The 17,393-nt window shown below is 30.4% G+C and carries 11 protein-coding genes; 5 read left to right on the top strand and 6 right to left on the bottom strand.

Translation table 11 applies throughout. The features are described 5' to 3' along the window. Positions 1–8 precede the first annotated feature (8 nt). From E5R92_RS06145 to E5R92_RS06130, 4 genes are all read right to left on the bottom strand, one after another. Positions 9–371: a hypothetical protein gene (locus E5R92_RS06145; RefSeq protein ID WP_168607211.1), complete on the bottom strand. Its 363-nt coding sequence runs from the start codon at positions 369–371 to the stop codon at positions 9–11. Positions 372–427: 56 nt separating this feature from the next. Then, positions 428–604: a hypothetical protein gene (locus E5R92_RS06140; RefSeq protein ID WP_168607210.1), complete on the bottom strand. Its 177-nt coding sequence runs from the start codon at positions 602–604 to the stop codon at positions 428–430. 20 nt (positions 605–624) lie between these two features. Beyond that, entirely contained in the window at positions 625–762 is a 138-nt protein-coding gene (locus E5R92_RS06135) for a hypothetical protein (protein ID WP_168607209.1), read from the bottom strand. A 470-nt stretch (positions 763–1,232) separates the two neighbouring features. Then, the gene (locus E5R92_RS06130; protein ID WP_168607208.1) at positions 1,233–3,350 is read right to left on the bottom strand and encodes a TolC family protein; all 2,118 of its coding nucleotides are present in this window, start codon (positions 3,348–3,350) and stop codon (positions 1,233–1,235) included. Positions 3,351–3,520: 170 nt separating this feature from the next. On the opposite strand from E5R92_RS06130, the gene E5R92_RS06125 reads away from it, so the two are divergent. The 5 genes from E5R92_RS06125 (at position 3,521) to E5R92_RS06105 (ending at position 13,316) form a co-directional block, all read left to right on the top strand. Then, positions 3,521–8,722, top strand: coding sequence for a VCBS domain-containing protein (locus E5R92_RS06125; RefSeq protein WP_168607207.1), 5,202 nt, complete (start codon positions 3,521–3,523; stop codon positions 8,720–8,722). 14 nt (positions 8,723–8,736) lie between these two features. Then, positions 8,737–9,468, top strand: coding sequence for an efflux RND transporter periplasmic adaptor subunit (locus tag E5R92_RS06120; protein WP_168607206.1), 732 nt, complete (start codon positions 8,737–8,739; stop codon positions 9,466–9,468). Beyond that, a complete protein-coding gene (locus E5R92_RS06115) occupies positions 9,455–10,792 on the top strand; it encodes an efflux RND transporter periplasmic adaptor subunit (RefSeq protein WP_168607205.1) in 1,338 nt (445 codons plus the stop codon). Before E5R92_RS06120 ends, E5R92_RS06115 begins: the two co-directional genes overlap by 14 nt. After that, a complete protein-coding gene (locus E5R92_RS06110) occupies positions 10,789–12,894 on the top strand; it encodes a site-2 protease family protein (RefSeq protein ID WP_168607204.1) in 2,106 nt (701 codons plus the stop codon). The genes E5R92_RS06115 and E5R92_RS06110 overlap by 4 nt, the downstream gene beginning before the upstream one ends. Before the next feature lie 77 nt (positions 12,895–12,971). After that, on the top strand, positions 12,972–13,316 hold the full coding sequence (locus tag E5R92_RS06105) for a hypothetical protein (protein WP_168607203.1): 345 nt from the start codon (positions 12,972–12,974) through the stop codon (positions 13,314–13,316). A gap of 8 nt (positions 13,317–13,324) precedes the next feature. Here E5R92_RS06105 and E5R92_RS06100 read toward each other — a convergent pair whose 3' ends face one another. Together E5R92_RS06100 and E5R92_RS06095 are read right to left on the bottom strand one after the other, a co-directional pair. Then, positions 13,325–15,088: an autotransporter outer membrane beta-barrel domain-containing protein gene (locus tag E5R92_RS06100; protein ID WP_168607202.1), complete on the bottom strand. Its 1,764-nt coding sequence runs from the start codon at positions 15,086–15,088 to the stop codon at positions 13,325–13,327. Between the two features lie 9 nt (positions 15,089–15,097). Then, entirely contained in the window at positions 15,098–17,245 is a 2,148-nt protein-coding gene (locus E5R92_RS06095; protein ID WP_168607201.1) for an autotransporter outer membrane beta-barrel domain-containing protein, read from the bottom strand. Positions 17,246–17,393: the final 148 nt, after the last annotated feature.

The following is a 17,393-nucleotide window of genomic DNA, read 5'->3' as shown; positions in this document are numbered from 1 at the left end:
CCATTAAATTAAAATTTACTTTTAAAAGAGATATTTGCACCAAGACTTTTGGTATATCGATTTATATTTTTGGCATTTAACAAAAATAAAATTTTACTTTTATCAGAAAACTTTTTTTCATATCCCATATTAGGTATTAAAGATATTTCATTAGTTAAATCATTATGTTGTTTGTATGTAGCACTAGTTTTATTTATTGAATAAACTTGTTTATTATCACCTATCATTTTTCTCATATCTAATGTCCAGCCTAAAAACAATTTACCGTCTTTGTTATTAATCAAATTATAATCATCCTCAAAAAATAAATCTTTAAGTAATTTGGCCTGATACACGAATCCTAAATGAGAATTGTCATTTTGTGTGGACACATTTTTATCGTGGTGAGTAATTTTTGCATAAGGTATTAGTAAAAGATTTTTTTTAATTATTTCTTAATAGTAATAATTTTCTTTAAATCTGTAAGCGACTTAGGCTTAAATAACTTACCTTTAATGATATTACCTTTTTGCTCTGATACATTCATTATTTCTGGTTTGTTAATTTTACCAGTTATTGTTTGACCTAATTTAACAGATATATTTATGTTTTTTTTATTTAGCATTTTATTTTAGTTTTACTAATTTAACTTCTAGTTTTCTTTTTTTTTGCTTCTTTTTTTGCTTCTTTTTTAAGTTTTTTTTCTAATTTTTTTGCTTCTTTTTCTTTTTCTTTTAACATTTTAAGATATTCTTTAATTCTTTTATCTTCTGCCGCTCTCACTTTTTTTGCTTTTATTTTATCTTCTTTTACCTTTTTTGCATTAGCTATTTTATTTTCCTTAGCAAGTTTTATAGCTAATTTTTTTTGATTTTTTTTAGTTACTTCTGCAAGTTTTTTTAATTCATTTTGATTTATTTTATTAATACGTTTATCTTCTACAATTTGTTCTGCTTTTACAGTTTTTTGTGCTTCCTTAAATTCACTTATTTGTTTTTTTTTTAATTTTGCTAATTTTAGGTCTTCCTTAGTTTTTGTAAGATCTATTTTTCTCTTTAGTTTAGCTAATTTCTTATCTTGTTCTTTTTTTAGTTTAATTAATTTTTTAGATTTTAATTTATTACTTTTTTCTAAGTATTTCTTATTTAGTTTTTCTTGAAGGGCAACTAGCTTTTTATCCTCTTCTGCCTTCTTTTCATCAGTAATTTTTTTAAGCTTATTAAATTCAATATCTTGATTTTCTAGAATCTTTGCTAATTTATCTTTTCTTTGATCATTAATTTCATTTTTGTAGAAATATTCATTTTTATCTTTTTGGTATATTCCTTATTTAATCTTTTTATTTTTTTATTATTTTTTTTAACTAATTTTGTTTTTTTTGGTAATTTTTTTAACTTTTTCTCTTTTAGTTTCTTGGCAATTTTTATTTGTTTTGCGACCTCTTTTTCTTTTGCTAATCTTGCCGTTCTCATTTCTGGACTTATTAATAAAGTAAAGGTGTTATTAATTCTGTTGTGTATATTTTTTGCTGTAACCTTTATATCCAAAGATTCTATTTCGTTTTTATCTAATTCATTAATTATAAATGTTCTTTGAGATGGTAAAAATGTTATCCAAAATGGCAATTCATCTCCATTAGCAAGATATGCCTCGTAGTTTGTATTTCCAAAACCATCCAATTTAAAAGTGTTGGTTTTGAAGGTAAATTGACTTGAATTTTTACCTTCATTTTTCTTTATAACTGGATTTTGTTTATTAATTGGTGTTTGAACACTTGCATAATATCTTTTTCCATTTGATTTAAAATTATTTTTAATAATTTCTGCATATTGCTTAACACCTAATTCTTTTACATTATATTGCTTAAAACCTAATTCTTTTACATTATCTTCTGTTACATCTGATCCAATTGAATTGTAGATTTGACCATAAGCAGTGTCATACCCTTTTACATTATCTTCTGTTACATCTAATCCAACTGAAGTGTAAATTTGACCAATAGCATGTTGTAGTTTTGTATAAGCAATATCATACCTTAGTTCGGCAACTAATAGACTTGCTTCTTCTCTAATTAATTCAAGATTTCCAAATTTTGCAATTTTTTGTGCATTTTTAACTTGAGCTGTAATTTTTTGTGAAACATCATAATATCGATCAGCAGTTGCGTATTCTTCCAGGGCCATTTGGTAGTTAATATTTGATAAATGAACTTGAGATAATACAGCCATCGACAAGGCTAACCTTTGTTCTTTTATAATTCGAAGATTTGTTTCATTAATTTCTTTTATTTTTGGGTAAGAAAAAACATTTAATAAGTTAGCCCCAAGAGTTGAGCCATATTCGAAATTATTTTTATTCATTAAATAGTCATTAGAAGAGGATGTCCACGCAGCATTGAAATTTAATCCTGGTAATAAAGAAACTATTCCTGCTTTTGCTTGCTGTACAGATATTCTTTCCTCATAATGATTTTCGATTAATTCAGGTCTATGGATTAGGGCGTGCTCTTCCATACCTTTTAAGCTCATATCTAAAATAGTTAATGGTTCGTTAGTATCTACAATTTTAAATTTTTGATTAGGTAGCAGACCCATTAAAGTTCCTAATTGAATTTTAGCATCTATAAAAATTTGCTTTTGTGTTTGAAGTGCTCTTTGAATATCAAGTAATTCTTTTTGATATAATAAGGCATCCATAGGTTTGGTTAATAATAATTCTTCAATCTTTTGTGAGTCGTTTAAAGCTGAATCTACCTTTGTTAATAAAGGGTCATATTTTTTAATTAATTTTTCTGCAGATAAAGAATTCCAGTAAGTTCTAATTACCTCTCTAACTATATTGTGTGTAGCTTTTTTTTCAGCTTCATCGGAGATCAAGTATCTATTATTACTTTGACCTGCTTTAATATAAGATAAGCCAAAATCTAAAGCATTCCAGGTAAAGCCAATATCTTGGTTTGCTATACTTTTCTCACTTGAAGTAGTGTATGTTGTGCCCATTACACCAGCTGTATCTGCATTTGAAACGTTAGCACTTGTTGTAGTTCTATATTTATCACTGCCAGAATAACCAGCATTAGCAGCAAGAGAAGGAAGCATTTCAAATTTTATTTTATCAATTTGCCTATTGGCTAATGCATTTTCTAATAATTTTATTTTTAATTCTTTATTATTTTTAATAGCCAAAGCTATTGCAGTGTATAAATCAATCTCAAGGTTTTCCTCCCAAGCTTTGTTATTTTTTTTAATCTCTTCAATGTTGCTGATATCTTTAAACGCCTTTTCTTCTGTTTCGAATAAACTAATAGGCTGGGGACTACGCACACATGCAGTAATTAAAAATAAGGCTAATAAAATAATAATTTTTTTCATAAATCTTAAATCATTGTTTGTCTTAATAAATTTGCGCTTGATATTCAATTAGTGTCCATTTTAGTGGAAATATTATCTTAAACAAAAACGTGACTGCCCAAAATGGTGCTAAATCATTCATTTTGATGAGAAAGGCAAAATTATCATGTATTTCTTCATAATAGATCTGTATGAAAAAAAATAATAAAAAGTTTTTTATCGAAGCTTTAGAGCAAAGAATAATGCTTGATGGTGCTGGTGCATCAACTTTTATAGATACTTTAGAGGATACTGCGCATAATAAGTTTTCTTTAAATAATGAAAGTAAAGTTAATAAATTTGTAGAAAGTGCAAACAAAGACTCTGATGTAAAACTTCCTTTTATTAATCAAACAAGAGATCAAAAAAGAAACGAATTAAAACAAGTTGTTTTTATTGATACACAAGTTGAAGATTATCAGCAATTAATAAGAGCTTTTGATAAAAATACTGAAATTCATTTAATTCAATCAAATGAAAATGGTTTTGATAAAATTAATCAAACTTTAAAAGGTTATAAAAATATTGACTCGTTGCATATTATTGGTCACGGGAGTGCAGGGCAAATTTTATTTGGGGATGCTTTATTAAGTAACGATACTTTTAATCAATATTCAAAAACTTTAAAATCTATTGGTAATAACTTAAGTCCATCAGGTGATATTTTATTTTATGGTTGTAATATAGCTAGTAATGAAAGAGGCCTATCATTAATTAATAAAATTTCAGAAATTACTAAAGCTGATATTGCTGCATCTGATGATGTAACTGGTAAAGGAGGTGATTGGCATTTAGAGAAAAACATTGGAAATATTGAAACAAAAAATATTAACCAAACTGATTATCAGCATGATCTTGTCATGTATAGAACTGCGAGTGCAGCCACAACAGCAGCTGAAGTCACTGTTGGTGCAGACGGAATAACATCTATCAGGGGAGCAATGGCTGCTTTTACTGGTACTGCAGACAGAAATGCATTCGATTTTAAAGCTTCAAGAGATCATAACCCTAGTGATTCTGATGAATGGAGCAATTATTATCTTACTTATAATTCAGGAACATTTGGTACAGGTAATGATAGTCATTCTGATAAAGTTGATAGATTTACAGTAGTTTTGGAACAAACAGGAATTACTAGTGGTAACATAATAGCAAGAAAACCTGAAAATACCAGTGTGAGTACTAGAAGCGAAAGTACGTGGAATGGTAATGCGTATAGACAGTATATTTATGATGATCCAAGCTTTCATCATTACGAACTAAAAGCAACGCGTTCAAGTCCTGATGCTGACGAGGGCCCATTGGATGTTTATATGGTAGCGTTAGACTCTCATTTCAATAAAAACAACGACAGATATAATAAAATAGCTGAAGTAGTATTTGATCGTGAAATTGTTGGAATACTAATTGGCAATAATGAAACTACTACATCATCTTCTAGCTTATCGAATATAGATATAGATCTTCATAATTCAAATAATAGTACTTATCCAAGTTCAGTACATTCAAATAGGGAGTTTGAAAATATTCAATGGCGTCCTTTCCAAAATACCTACAGCAATAGTAAATGGGGTTATGGGACTAATAATGATGGTGATTGGTTTGCGGTAGGTGGCACCGACAACAAAACTCTTCACATTGCTGCAAAAAATACTGGAGGGGGAGATTATGCTAGGATCTTAGTTAAAGGCGAAGTAAATAACGCTCCAGTTGCAAGAAATGATGTTGGGGTAATTGTTGAAGATGGAACTTTAACAGTTGCAAATGGGTCTAATCCAACTCTTTCAGGTAGTTACGATGCCACTGGTGAACATTCAGGAGATGTATTAACAACAAACAGTGGAAGTCATGCAGACACAGATGCAGACAGTGATACTTTAGTAGTCTCAGCTGTAAGAGTGGGTAGTTCAGAGGGAAGTGGAACGACTGGAACTTTAGGACAAGCTTTAACTGGAACTTATGGTCAATTAACCCTTAATGCTGATGGTTCTTATACTTATGTTGCAAATCAAGATGCAGCTGATGCTTTAGATGCGGGAGATAGTGCAACTGATGTTTTTAATTATACAGTTTCAGACGGTACAGCAACTGATACCGCAACAATTACTATTACAGTTTTAGGTGCAAACGATGCGCCAGTTGCACAAAATGATGTTGGAGTTATTGTTGAAGATGGAACTTTAACAGTTTCAGATGGTGCAAATGCTAACGTCACAGGTAGTTACGATGCCACTGGTGAACATTCAGGAGATGTTTTACAAACATCATCAAGCTCACATAAAGATAATGATGCAGACGGTGATGATCCTGCAAACTTAGTAGTCTCAGCTGTAAGAGTGGGTAGCACTGAAGGAAGTGGAACAGCTGGAACTTTAGGACAAGCTTTAACCGGAACTTATGGTCAACTAACTTTAAATGCTAATGGTTCTTATACTTATGTTGCAAATCAAGATGCAGCTGATGCTTTAGATGCGGGAGATAGTGCAACTGATGTTTTTAATTATACAGTTTCAGACGGTACAGCAACTGATACCGCAACAATTACTATTACAGTTTTAGGTGCAAACGATGCGCCAGTTGCACAAAATGATGTTGGAGTTATTGTTGAAGATGGAACTTTAACAGTTTCAGATGGTGCAAATGCTAACGTCACAGGTAGTTACGATGCCACTGGTGAACATTCAGGAGATGTTTTACAAACATCATCAAGCTCACATAAAGATAATGATGCAGACGGTGATGATCCTGCAAACTTAGTAGTCTCAGCTGTAAGAGTGGGTAGTTCAGAGGGAAGTGGAACGACTGGAACTTTAGGACAAGCTTTAACTGGAACTTATGGTCAATTAACTTTAAATGCCAATGGATCATATTCTTATGTTGCAAATCAAGATGCAGCTGATGCTTTAGATGCGGGAGATAGTGCAACTGATGTTTTTAATTATACAGTTTCAGACGGTACAGCAACTGATACCGCAACAATTACTATTACAGTTTTAGGAGCTAATGATGCGCCAGTTGCACAAAATGATGTTGGAGTAATTGTTGAAAATGGAACTTTAACAGTTGCAAATGGTGCAAATGCTAATCTATCTGGCTCTTATGATGCTACTGGTGAACATTCTGGTGATGTTATAAATACGAGCTCAAGTTCACATTCTGATAGTGACTTGGATGATTCAGCCTCTTTAAACATAACTCAGATTAAAGAAAATGGTGGATCTAATTCAGCTGTATCTTCTGGAAGTTCCTATAACAGTAGTGGAACATCTGTGACGGGTACTTATGGTACACTAACAATTGGGGCTGATGGTTCTTATACTTATATTGCTAATACAGCTGCTGCAGAAGCTTTAGATGCGGGAGATACTGTAAATGATGTTTTTCATTATACAGTTTCAGACGGTACAGCAACTGATACCGCAACAATTACTATTACAGTTTTAGGTGCAAACGATGCGCCAGTTGCACAAAATGATGTGGGTGTAATTGTTGAAAATGGAACTTTAACAGTTGCAAATGGTGCAAATGCTAATGTCGCAGGTAGTTACGATGCCACGGGTGAGCATACGGGTGATGTAATTCACACTTCTTTAAGTGGTAGTAAGGATACAGATATTGATGGTGATGATACTGTAAACTTAGTAGTCTCAGCTGTAAGAGTGGGTAGTTCAGAGGGAAATGGAACGCCAGGTACAGTTGGAGATGCTTTAACTGGAACTTATGGTCAACTAACTTTAAATGCCAATGGTTCTTATTCTTATGTCGCAAATCAAGATGCAGCAGATGCTTTAGATGCAGGAGACACTGCAACTGATGTTTTTAATTATACAGTTTCAGATGGCAATGGTGGTACTGATACTGCAACAATTACTATTAAAATTTTAGGAGCTAATGATGCGCCAGTTGCACAAAATGATGTGGGTGTAATCGATAAAGGTCAAACTTTAACAGTTTCAGATGGTGCAAATGCTAATCTTTCTGGCTCTTATGATGCCACCGGAGAACATTCTGGTGATGTTTTACAAACATCATCAAGCTCACATAAAGATAATGATGCAGATGGTGATGATCCTGCAAACCTAGTAGTCTCAGCTGTAAGAGTGGGTAGCACTGAAGGAAGTGGAACAGCTGGAACTTTAGGACAAGCTTTAACCGGAACTTATGGTCAACTAACTTTAAATGCTAATGGTTCTTATACTTATGTTGCAAATCAAGATGCAGCAAATGCTTTAGATGCAGGAGACACAGCAACTGATGTGTTTAATTATACAGTTTCAGACGGTACAGCAACTGATACCGCAACAATTACTATTACAATTTTAGGAGCTACTGATGAGCCAACCTCAACTAACACAAATGTATACAAGGAAGTAAAAGAAGAAGGTAAAAAGAAATCTAAGAAGGATATAAGAAGAGAAAAAAGACAAGAAAGAAGAGCAGAAAGAATTGCAGCTAAAAAATTTGACCTTCCAGAATCGTCAGATAAAAAATTTAATCAAGGTTTAAAATTAGTCGACCTTGTAGCAGAATCTAGCTCTGAGGATGAGTTAAGCCTTAAATTTAAAGTTTTTAATGATGAAGGTAAAGAAGTTCAAAAATATTACGGTATAATGAAAGATGGATCAGAATTACCAGCTTGGATTACGGTTGATTCAAAAACGGGTAAAGCAAGTACTGATATTCCTAAAGACATAGATCTTCTAGAATTTAAAATTATTGCAGTTGATACAGACAATAATAAAAAACAAGTAAATGTTATAATTGACCCTGAAAAAATTTCTCAAGATAAAGATATTATGAAGCAAGTTAATAAAAAAAATTCTTCAAATATTACAGTTAATAATAATGGTTTAGTAGAGTTGAACACTACTAATGAAGATGGTTTAACTATCAAAACTGCAACAGACGCAGTTAATCAAAACAAATCATTTAAAGATATTGTCAGTTCAATTGAGGCAAATGAACAGTTTAAAATTCAATCTGAATCAAGAGATTTTAATAGTGATTTTATTTTTAAATTAGAAAATATTTTAGAACCTAATTTTGATAAAATTAAATTAGTTTTAAAAAATGGTAGTGAGATTCCAAGCTGGATTTTATTCGATGAAGCTACAGGTAAAATTACAGCTAATCCACCAGCAGGTATTGAAGCACTGGATTTTAAAATTATCATTGAAGATACGGACGGTGTAGTAACAGTTAAAGATCTCGAAATTGATTTTATGAAAAATGATAATAATACATTATTAGATATTGAGGAGACCGAAAAAAATTTTGTATCGTTCAATCAACAGTTAATAATAGAGTCTGATAATTTAGATAATTACGGCGAAAAACTAATTAATAATCTCTAGTTTTTTAAAATAATATGTTAAAAAAAATCTTTATATTTTTATACTTAACAGTTAATTCCACCATAATGGTTAGTGCAGAAGAGATAGATTATAATGCTAGAGCATTAGTTGGTGCCACAGAGCAGGTTTTAATTACCAGTGAAATAGCAGCCAAGATAAATAATATTGGATTTACTAATGGGGAGCCTTTTCTTAAAGGAGATATATTAATTGCATTTGACTGTGAACTTTTTGAGGCTCAAAGAGAGGTTATTCAAGCAAATTTAGATAGTGCTGATGTACAATTAAAAAATGATAAAGAGTTATTTAACATGCGTTCTATCGGTGAATTACAATACGAGCTTAGTATAAATGGTTTAAAAAAAGCAAAAGCAGAACTGTTAATTGCCAACTTAAATGTCAAGCGATGTAAAATTATCGCCCCTTATAATGGCAAAGTTATGGATGTTTTCACCAATCAATACGCAAGTATTGAGCAAAGACAGCCCTTAATGGAAATTGTTGGTGATGGTTTATTAGAAGCAATAACAGTCGTGCCTAGTAATTGGTTAAGTTGGTTAAAAAGTGGTGTGGATGTTAAAATTTTAATAGATGAAACTGGAGACGAGCTTGAGGCAAAAATTATAAATTTAGGAGCAACAGTTGATGCTGCCAGCCAAACTATAGAACTTAAATTACAGTTTAAAGAAAAATATGAAACTTTAATACCAGGAATGAGCGGGGTTGTAAGGTTTGAACGAAGATAAAAATATTAAGATTGCAAGATTAATAGGACTTGAAAAAAAGGTTAGAGAAGCATTATCTAAAGATGAATTAAACTTTATACTTGTTAACGAAATAAGAGAAATTGTTGATTTTACTAACGCATTTTTATTAAAACAAACACCGACCGGAACTTTTAATGTTGAGGCAATCTCTGATTTAGCAATAGTTGATAGAACAGCCCCTTTAGTGACTTTTATTGAAAAAATAGTTAATCATAAAGATCATAATCAACCTAAAGATATTATTAATATTGATATTCAAGATTTTGCTAAAAAAAATAAATTAACAAAGAATAAAAATTTACCAAATATATTAATATTAATCCCCATTCACTCACCTCAAAAAGGTCACCAGGGTTTTGTTGCAATTAATAAAGAAAGTGAAATTAATGATAGTGAGATAGAGCTATTAAAGCATTTATCAGGAACTTTTGGTCATGCTTTTAATTCTTTTATTTCAACTTTTCCAATCAAAGAATCTTTAAAGAAATATTTTTCTGGAAAAAATAAATGGAAAACCATTGTAATTATATTGTTAATTATTTTTTTTCCAGTTTCAATGACAACTACTGCACCAGTTGAGGTAGTTGCAAAAAATCCATCTTTAATAACAGCACCATTTAATGGAGTTATTAAAAAAATAATAGTTAATAATAATGATACTGTAGAAAGTGGTGATCTGTTAGCTGTACTTGAAGATAATGATTTGATTAATCAATATAATTTAGCAAAGCAAACTTTACAAGTAGCTGAAAAAGAACTTTTAAGAACACGACAATCTTCTTTTTCAGACAATACTGAAAAATCAAAATTAGCAGAGTTACAGTCACAAGTTTTGTTAAAAAAAGCAGAAATGAATTATGCTAATGAAAAATTAGAAATGACAAAAATTTTATCTTCAATTAATGGTGTTGCAATTGTTGAGAACACATTAGATTGGCAGGGAAAACCAGTTAACGTAGGTGAAAAAATTATGACAATAGCAGACCCAAATTTAGTCGAGTTCTTAATTTGGTTACCTGTTAAAGACTCAATAATTATTAACAATAAGGCAAAAGTTAAAATTTTTTTAGATATAAACCCAATAAACTCTCTTAAGGGAAAGGTTTTAAGAGCAAGTTATAAGCCTTATTTATCACCTTCTGAGGTTTTATCTTATAAATTAGTTTCAAGTTTAAATGAAAATCAAGAGATTCCAAGGTTAGGTTTGAGAGGTACGGCAAAAATATATGGTTCTAGAGTAACTTTATTCTATTACCTGTTTAGAAAGCCAATAACTTATATGAGGCAATTTATTGGAATATGATAACCCCATATTTAAGAGAAGACTTAGAACTCATTAAAGGCAATAGCAGAGAGGATGGTTCGCCTGGTTGGCTTTTATATGATGCTTTACGAAATAAATATTTTACAATTGGTATAGCTGCTTTTCGATTAATTAGTAATTGGAAGCCGGGTGAAGATATATCAAAATTTAATGAATGGATAAATAAAAAAGGTCTAAAAATAAATCTTGAAGAAATAAAAAGCTTTATCTCATTTTTAGCTAACAACAATCTAATCATTCAGCCTAAGGGTCAAAACATTACAAATCTTCTTTTTCAAAAAAATAGTCAGAAAAAAAATTGGCTAATGTATTTAATACATAGTTATTTATTCTTTAAAGTGCCTCTTTTTAAACCTGATGAATGGTTAGGAAAAACTTTAAAATACACAATACCCTATGCTTCAAAACAGTACCGATATATCATTTATTTAATAGGGTTTATTGGATTATGCCTGGTTGTTCAGCAATTTGAAGATTTCTCAACAACCTTTATGTATTTTTTTTCAATTAAAGGATTGTTATTTTATGCAATTACCTTAATTGCTGTAAAAATTCTCCACGAACTAGGACATGCTTATGTCGCCAAGTATTATGGTTGCCAAGTTTCATCAATAGGAATTGCCTTCTTAGTTTTTTTTCCATTTTTATATACTGATACGACTAATGCATGGAGATTAAGAAATCATAATGAAAGATTATTAATTAATTTTGCCGGAATTTTAACCGAACTTCATTTAGCTTTAATAGCAACCTTTGTATGGGCAATTGTTCCAGATGGGGCAATTAAAAGTATTGCTTTTTTTGTTGCAACAACAAGTTGGATATCATCTTTAACAATAAATGTAAGTCCATTTATGAGATTTGATGGCTATTATATTTTTTCAGACTGGTTGAAAGCAGAAAATTTACAACCCAGGGCTTTTGCTTTAGCTAGATGGAAAATTAGAGAATTGTTATTTGGCTTCTATAAAGAACCACCAGAGGAATTATCAAAAAATCGTAAATGGATCTTTATTAGCTATGCTTGGTTTACATGGATTTATAGATTCTTCTTATTTCTTGGAATTGCATTTTTGGTTTATTACTTTGCTTTTAAAGTTCTTGGAATAATTTTATTTATAATTGAAATTTATTGGTTTATTGCAAAACCTATAATTAATGAAGTCTCTAAATGGTGGAAAATGAGAACAGAGATGAAAATTAATTATCAAACAAAAAGAACGCTATTGTTTAGTTTTTTGATTTTATTTTTAGTTTTTTTCCCATGGAAATCATCTTTAAAAATTCCAGCAGTATTTACCTCAGAAGAATATGTAAAAATTTACTCAAGTTATCCTGCTATCATTAAAGAGATAAATGTCATTAAAGACCAAGTTGTTGAAAAGGGAGATGTACTTATTAACCTTGAGATTCCTCAATTAAGTGAAGAAATACAATCTACTAGAATAAAAATTTCCTTAGCGAAAACTCAAATTAATAGACTTAGTAAGAAAGCTGGTAATTTAGATCAGTATATGGTCTTCCAACAAACCTTAATTGCCTTACTTAGTGAGTTAAAAGGGTTAAATAAAATTAAGACAAGTCTTACTATCAAAGCACCTATCAAAGGAAGGATCAAAAATTTTTACGACCTATCTATTGGGCATTGGATTAGCAGTACAGACGAATTAATGGGGATAGTAAATTACGGTTCCGGTCAGGTAATTGGCTTTATATCAGAAAATAGCATTGATAGATTTAAATTAAATAAAGATGCAACCTTCATACCTTTTGATGGTCAGCATGATATCGTACAACTAACCTCAATATCAATTGATAAATCTGCAACACAAAATTTATCATACTTAACATTGTCCTCAAATTATGGTGGGCCAATTGCAGTTAGATCGTATGTGAGTGGTAATTTTAAAAATAGACCTGAGGAAGCCTTTTATCGTGCAAATTTTAAACCTTTAAATAAAGAAAATTTAATCAAATGGGAAATTCCTGGATATGTTCACATTGATGGCTATCGCTATAGTCCATTTTTACAATTTATTAAAAACTTATTAGCTTTGCTAATTAGAGAAATTGACTTTTAATTTAATGATTATCAGACAGGGCATTTATAAAGAAATTCAAAAAAAATATATTAGAGATATTATAGAAAAAAATTTTAGTGAGTAAAATAAAAATAGTTTTCTACTTAGCTTTAGCTTTTATTTTTTATAAAGGCTTTGTTGCATTTCAAAATTTTGAAATTGGTGTTGATGACAGAGTAGCAGATATAGAAGAAAAATCAGATTTTGAAAAAGAAGGTGAAGTAATTGGTCTCATGATGTATTTAGGTGACCCACCAGAATTATATGAGCATTTATTAACTAAGAATAAATCTAGGTGTTTAGAAATGAAACAAACCGCAGAAGAGAGCTCCTCCGCGTACTATGAATGTGCAAGAGTGAATGCCGTCCTTAAGGGTAGAAAAATTGTAAGCATCATTAATGAAATTGAAGTTATAGAATAACTATTAAATTAAAATTTACTTTTAAAAGAGATATTTGCACCAACACTTTTGGTATATCGATTCGTATTTTTGGTATCTAACAAAAATAAAATTTTACTTTTATCAGAAAACTTTTTTTCATATCCCATATTAGCTATTAAAGATATTTCATTAGTTAAATCATTTTGTTGTTCGTACGTAGCACTAGTTCCATTTATTGAATAAACCTGTTTTTTATCACCCATCATTTTTCTCATATCTAATGTCCAACCTAAAAACAATTTACTGTCTTTGTTATTAATCAAATTATAATCATCCTCAAAAAAAATTGAAAGATTTCCAACATGTCTATCTGTCCAGGAAAAATATTTACTTTCATCGTAACTAGGGGTCATTGAATAACTAGCCGCAAACCCAAAATCAGGTATTGATGATAAATTATTCTTCTTTATTCCAGTATGAATTTCATAAGTTTCATAATCACTATCTATTGTTAATTTACCAGAAGTTGTTGTGTTTGTTAAAATGGTTCTTTCTCCATCTTTTAAAGTAATGCCTCCTAAAATAAATAAATCTAAATTAAAATAAGGATTATCTTTTTGTGGCAAATAAACCCCTGCACTAATATTTTGGTAATCTATTTTATGGTCTTTAACAAAATCTTGCCTTCCCCCTTCAAATGCAATTACAAAGTTAGCGTTATCAATTTTATTGATTAAATTTACACCAAAATTTGTTAAGTCATATTCAAGAGCCAAATTGTTTGTATGAGCGTCTCTTTTTAAGTTAGATACATATGTTTCACCCCATACATCTTGATCATCTAATTTATTATATTTACTAAAAAAATTTCTTAAATTTATAGATTTATAACTTAACAACTCATCTAAAGTTTCACTTGCCCCTTGACCCACTGATCCCGCTGACCCTTTTACTACTTGGTTTCCATCAAGATCTTGTAAGGTAAAATCCCCAGAAGTTTTGTAGTAGTAACCTTGACCCATTCCATGTTGAAATTTTAAAGTGTTTCCTGTTGTGGATCCAGCATCAATAGTTCCAACCAAAATACCCTTATCTTTAAGGGTAATTGTATTATCGTTACCTTGTAAAACTATAGAGTTATTATCTGGACTGTTTCTATTTTGTATTGTTCCACTATTAGTAATTGTAGAATCTGAACCAACATGAACAACTTCATTTGTATTTGAATTATACATTACACCCGATGAATTATTTGTAATAGTAGCTGTATCAGCACCACTATATAAATAAATTGCTCTTTGAGTGTCACTAAAAATAGTTCCCGAATTGGTTATCACTGTACCTGACACTGCCTCACTATCAGAGTCTTTTTCTTCACCAGAAATTGCATTGTTAAGAGATGTGATTGTTGCACCAACGTTATTGGTAATTGTGGTGTCTTGTGCACTTCTCATATTTATTGCCTTTGAACCAAGTGAAATAATCGAGCCTGAGTTTGTAATTGTAACATTATCAGATTGCCTGATCATAATTGTATTATGTAAACCTTGCAATTTTGCGTCTATTTCTAAAATTATGTTTGCATCTTCAATTCCATCAGAACCAAAACCTTTAATTAAATTTTGCTGATTGTCTTTGATTACAGTTATACCTTCTTTTACAGTTAGATCAGGGTCACCTTCCCCAGCACCATTATTTGTTAGATCTATTTGAGATGTTGCATCCGAGCTAATCTCATTTGCATAGCTTTGTCCTACAAAACTAATAAAAGAACAAATTAGTAAAAGAAAAATGAAAGATATCTTTTTCATTTTTACTTATCAAAATTTATTTGAGACTTCTAAATTTGCACCATAGTCGGGTACATCACTTAAAAAATTATAGTTAGAACTCATTTTTAAATCAAATCCATTTACATTATTAGTTAATGATAAACTAGTATTTTCAAAATTATTCACATCAAATACAAATTTCATTTTATCAATTGGAACATACCCTACAGATAGATAGATGTCATTACTATAACCTTTTTCATTAGTTATAAACCTCTCAAAATTTCCAACTAATGACCATCCTGTTATGGAAGTGACATCAAAACCGTACCCAATTCTAAGATTATGTTTGGACTTATTTTCTACATTATAATTGTAAACAGTACTTTGACTATTTAGATAATAAAATTCTGCATCTGATGATGGACTTAGATCTGCAATATATTCTAATCTGCCATGATGATTAACAATTTCGTCCTCTTCTTTATCTGTATCTGTTTTATCTAAAAGGACACCGAGTGTTAATAATGCTGATTTTATATTTTGCTTTTTATAAAGTAATGCGTCAGTCAAACTATTTGCTATATTTGACTTTTCTCTAAAAGCTTTTAGTTTTGTGTACCCTAAATCTAATTTAATACCTGGATTAAGATTTAGATCTTCATCAACTATTCTTTTTCCAAAATTAAATGATCCATATATCTGTTGGCCTTCTCGGTTTCCCTCTAAAATGTTGTCATAAATAACCCTTTTTTGGTCTATATCTAGTAAACTAACTCCAATTAATGCATCTGTAAAAACGTGATCATCTCTAAGTTTGGTATTATATAAGGCAAAACTATAAGCATCAGTCTCTAATTTGCTTCCTTTATATCCAATATCAATATTATCGTTTGCATACTGAAAAACGTATCCATGCATAGCATCTCTGTCATCATCTTTAATTTTATCTGCACCAACTGAGATACCATAACTGTGAAAATCTCTTGATGATGAATTTATAGATTTATTTTTACCCAAACTAACTCTACCCTCACTCCATTTAAACCAATCCTCACTATCATAACTTCTATCAATTTCTTTTTTAGAATTTTTAAGAGCACTAACTAATTTTGATATTTTTTTATTTGTAAAATCAATTTCTGCATTAAGATTTGATAGATTGTCTTTATTTTTATGTCTTCTTAACCACTCAATTCGATGAAAGATTGGAAGAGTATTATTTTTAATTATACGTTTTGATAATTCAACATTAGCTTCAATGATTGCTTTAACATCATCGTTAGCTGATGCATCAGCACAAGTAATTGTACCAGCGCAAGCTACACTATATTCAAAAATTGTGTTAGTGCCAGTCTGAGACTGTCTGCTATCTGTATCTTGTGTAATATATAATTTTGTAAAATTTGCTGAAAAAATAAATCCAGCCATGATTGAATTTCCTGAAGATGAAACTTGGTCACTAAATGAATATGACTGAGAAAATTCCAAAGTGCTCACATCCCATGGGGTTGTTAATGTATATTTATGAATTGAGTCTGAGCCATTTCCACCTATATAAAATATAGTTCCACTTGAATGAAATTGAATACTTCTTGGGTTACTTTCTTTACTAGTTAAAGCTGAAGATTGAGTTGAATCTTTTGTTGCAGTCTTTACATCCCACGGGGTGGACAATGTAAATTGTTGTATTACTTCTGTTTGATTACCAGTGACATACATTTTGGTTCCATCAGTTTTAAAAGCTAAAGATCTTAATTGATTTTCATCTGATACATTAAAATCATCATCATATTGTAATGTAGAAGTATCCCAAGCTGTAGTTAAATTGTATTGTCTAACTGACAACTCAGCATTATCTATAACATACATCACTTTCCCATCTGGTTTGAATTTTATTGCATGAGGTTTGTCTATGTTAGTTAAAGGTGTTGAAGAGGTTTTAGTAGCAGTGTTAATATCAAATGGAGTGCTTAAAGAATACTGAATTACACTATCAGTTGTAGAGGTAGTATCCTTTTCACGATTTGTTACATACATAATTGTTCCATCTGGTTTAAAGTTTATTTGTCTTAAGCCATCAGCGTCTGAGGAAATATCTTTTGATTGTTTAAATTCTATAAAAGCAAAAGCATTAGAATAAAATAATGCTAAAAAGCTAAATACAAAAAATGATGTCTTGAGAATTTTTTTCACCTTAGCAGATTAAAGAAATTAGGATAAATACAACCGTGTTGGTGCTCAAATCGAATTAAATTTGTTAGCTATAACATCATTTTTTAAGATTTATTTTGACTCATTGACAAGTGCTCAAAATGGGTGGAAATACCAACTTATAACTCTT

The sequence above is a fragment of the Candidatus Pelagibacter giovannonii genome (assembly GCF_012276695.1).
Lineage (GTDB): Bacteria > Pseudomonadota > Alphaproteobacteria > Pelagibacterales > Pelagibacteraceae > Pelagibacter > Pelagibacter giovannonii.
This window is presented reverse-complemented; position numbering and strand designations above follow the sequence as displayed.

Coding starts and splice junctions, on each gene's coding strand:
- E5R92_RS06140 (WP_168607210.1), bottom strand. CDS start 604: ATGCTAAATAAAAAAAACATAAATATATCTGTTAAATTAGGTCAAACA.
- E5R92_RS06130 (WP_168607208.1), bottom strand. CDS start 3,350: ATGAAAAAAATTATTATTTTATTAGCCTTATTTTTAATTACTGCATGT.
- E5R92_RS06125 (WP_168607207.1), top strand. CDS start 3,521: ATGAAAAAAAATAATAAAAAGTTTTTTATCGAAGCTTTAGAGCAAAGA.
- E5R92_RS06120 (WP_168607206.1), top strand. CDS start 8,737: ATGTTAAAAAAAATCTTTATATTTTTATACTTAACAGTTAATTCCACC.
- E5R92_RS06110 (WP_168607204.1), top strand. CDS start 10,789: ATGATAACCCCATATTTAAGAGAAGACTTAGAACTCATTAAAGGCAAT.
- E5R92_RS06100 (WP_168607202.1), bottom strand. CDS start 15,088: ATGAAAAAGATATCTTTCATTTTTCTTTTACTAATTTGTTCTTTTATT.